We start from the raw sequence: 2,903 nt of genomic DNA on the forward strand, positions 1-2,903 counted from the left end.
GCACCTGGCAGCGGCGTCCCTGCTCGCCGACGCGCGGCGGGCCGCGCAGCGCCGCGACGAGGTACACCTCCCGCGCCGTCTCACCGCCGGGGAGATCGTCGCCATGGCGACCGACCCCGCCGAGTTCGCCGACCGCCTCCGCAGGCCCGTGCCGTTCCGCCCTGACCGGTTCGCGCGGCGCGGCACCAGGTTCCACGCCTGGCTCGAGCACCGCTACGGCGCCACCCACCTGCTCGATATCGACGATCTGCCCGGTGCCGGTGACCAGGGTGCCGTCGACGGGTTGTCCGAGGCGGACCTCACCGCCCTCCAGAAGGCGTTCGAGGCGTCGCGGTGGGCGCGGATGACGCCCGAGGCCGTCGAGGTGCCCTTCGAGGTCGGCCTGGGCGGCCACCTCCTGCGCGGACGGATGGACGCCGTGTTCGCCGACGGCGACGGATGGATCGTCGTGGACTGGAAGACAGGGCGTGTGCCCGCGGAACGCGACATGCCCGCCGTTGCTCTCCAGCTGGCGGTCTACCGGTACGCGTGGGCGAAGGTCGTCGGGGCCCGCCAGGGGCGGACGGTCGAGGTGGGTTCCGTCCGCGCCGCGTTCCACTACGTGCGCTCCGGCCGGACCATCGAACCGTCGGACCTGCCCGACGCCGAGGAATTGCTGCGTATCCTCTCCGAGGGCCCCGGCCGGGGTCGGTTGTTGTCCGACAGCGATCGATAGGCGACGATTCTCCTCGATGACGGCGGGCCCAGCGGGGGTCCGCGGCGGAAACGGAGTCCCATGGTCGAGAAGCGCGCACTGGCGTCCCGGTTCCGTGGCAACGATCCACTGGACGAGAGCCCCGACCACGCCCTGGTGGGTGTCGTCAGCATCCCCGAGAACGCCGGAAGCCCGTGGCGGCTGATCGGCAAGCGCGTCCTCATGGCCCTCGTCGCGCTCTGTCTGGGAGTGCTCGTCGTGTGGACCGACCGCGGCGGCTACACCGGAGGCGGTGGTCCGAACGGTGAGATGACGCTGATTGACTGCTTCTACTACGCCACCGTCTCGCTCTCCACGACCGGCTACGGGGACATCACCCCGATCACGCAGCAGGCACGTCTGATCAACACTCTCGTCGTCACGCCCCTGCGCCTGGTGTTCCTCATCCTGCTCGTCGGCACCACCCTCGCCGTCCTCACCGAACAATCCCGTCAGGCCCTGAAGATCCAGCGTTGGAGGAGCGTCGTGCGCAACCACACCGTCGTCGTCGGCTACGGCACCAAGGGCAGGTCGGCCGTCGCCGCCATGCTCGCCGACGAGATCGCTCCCGACGACATCGTCGTCGTGGACACCGACCCGCAGGCGATCAAAGCCGCAGCCGCGCACGGACTCGTCACCGTCCACGGGTCGGCGACCCGGTCCGACGTGCTCAAACTGGCCGGGCTCACCCGCGCCTCGGCGGTGGTGGTCGCCACCAATTCCGACGACACCGCGGTGCTGGTCACGCTCACCGCCCGCGAACTGGCACCCCATGCCAAGATCGTCGCGACTGTCCGTGAGAGCGACAACAAGCACCTGCTCAAGCAGTCCGGCGCCGACTCGGTCGTGGTCTCCGCCGAGACCACCGGCCGGCTACTGGGCCTGGCCACCATCACCCCGACAGTCGTGGGAATGATGGAGGACCTGCTCACGCCCGATGAAGGTTTCTCGATCGCCGAGCGCCGCGTGGAGGAGTCCGAGGTCGGCGGCTCGCCGCGGCACCTGGCCGAGCTCGTGCTGGGCGTGGTGCGCAAGGGCCAGCTGATCAAGGTCAATGAGCCGGAGGCGGACGCGTTGGAGGCCGGCGACCGGTTGCTCTACATCCGGATGGTCTCCGGCTGATCATCGGGTCGGCGCGGTTCGATCGGCCCGCGGGACTACGCTGATCGGCGCCCCTCACGACCGGCGAAACGGACCCCTCACAATGCCGCTGGACTTCACCCTGGACTCCGACCCTGTGCTGTCTGTGGCCGCGCCCGACAGGGCCGCCCCGCTCCGGCGGGACGCGGAGGGACTCGCGGCGGGATGGGCCTCGGCGCGGATCATGAGGGTCGACCGGCGGAACCGGTTCGCGACCGAACCGACCGCGGGGGACCGCAAGCGGATCCGGCTCGAGCCGGCCCGCGACCACGCCGATCGCCTGCCCGAGGACGCGGTCTTCCTCGGGCGCACCGACGACGCCCGGCACATCTGGGCCGTGCTCGTCGACGAGCTGCCCGACAGCCCCGCCGTGAGTAACCTCCGCGCGTGCGGGGCGGATCTGGTCGAGGGCGACGGATCATTGGCCGCGCAGGCCATGGCGCTGCTGGGGTGGCACCGCGACAACGTCAGGGGCCGGCAGCCGGACCACCACCCGCGCCGGAAGGAGGCGGGGTGGGCCATCGAGGACCCCTTCCACGGCGGACTCGAGTACCCGCGGACCGATCCCGCCGTGATCTGCCTCGTCCACGACGGCGGCCGGCAGGTCCTCCTCGCGCGGCAACCCGTGTGGCCGGCGGGGATGTACTCGCACGTGGCCGGTTTCGTCGAAGCGGGCGAGTCCCTCGAGGGGTGCGTGCGCCGCGAGGTCGCCGAGGAGGTCGGTGTGGTCGTGGACCGCGTCCGCTACCTGGGCAGTCAGCCGTGGCCGTTCCCGCGCTCACTCATGGTGGGGTTCCAGGCCGTCGCCGACCCGGAGGCGCCGATCCTGCTCGAGGACGAGGAGATCAGTGAGGCCGCCTGGTTCGATGTCGACCGGGTTCGGGATGCGCTGGCCGGTCGCGGTGACCTCATGGTGGCCCCGCCGGTGTCCATCGCGCACGTCATGCTGCGCTCCTGGGTCGCGGCCGTCGACCGCGACGGCGGCGCCTGACGCGAGGGGGCGCCGTCGGCCCTGTCCCGGGCCGGCGGC

The 2,903-nt window shown here is 71.5% G+C and carries 3 protein-coding genes; all 3 read left to right on the plus strand.

The genetic code is table 11. The features are described 5' to 3' along the window. The coding region (locus HMPREF3086_RS16315; RefSeq protein WP_210401891.1) for a RecB family exonuclease at positions 1 to 715 on the plus strand (715 nt) is incomplete at its 5' end. A 60-nt stretch (positions 716 to 775) separates the two neighbouring features. Then, positions 776 to 1,855: a potassium channel family protein gene (locus HMPREF3086_RS16320; protein ID WP_061228025.1), complete on the plus strand. Its 1,080-nt coding sequence runs from the start codon at positions 776 to 778 to the stop codon at positions 1,853 to 1,855. Between the two features lie 82 nt (positions 1,856 to 1,937). Next, the gene (nudC, locus tag HMPREF3086_RS16325) at positions 1,938 to 2,864 is read left to right on the plus strand and encodes an NAD(+) diphosphatase (RefSeq protein WP_061228024.1); all 927 of its coding nucleotides are present in this window, start codon (positions 1,938 to 1,940) and stop codon (positions 2,862 to 2,864) included. The last annotated feature ends 39 nt before the right edge of the window (positions 2,865 to 2,903 follow it).

Source organism: Dietzia sp. HMSC21D01, assembly GCF_001815995.1.
GTDB lineage: Bacteria > Actinomycetota > Actinomycetes > Mycobacteriales > Mycobacteriaceae > Dietzia > Dietzia cinnamea.

Bases quoted from the DNA above. Each gene is read 5' to 3' on its own strand.
- nudC (WP_061228024.1), top strand. From the start codon at position 1,938: ATGCCGCTGGACTTCACCCTGGACTCCGACCCTGTGCTGTCTGTGGCC.
- HMPREF3086_RS16320 (WP_061228025.1), top strand. From the start codon at position 776: ATGGTCGAGAAGCGCGCACTGGCGTCCCGGTTCCGTGGCAACGATCCA.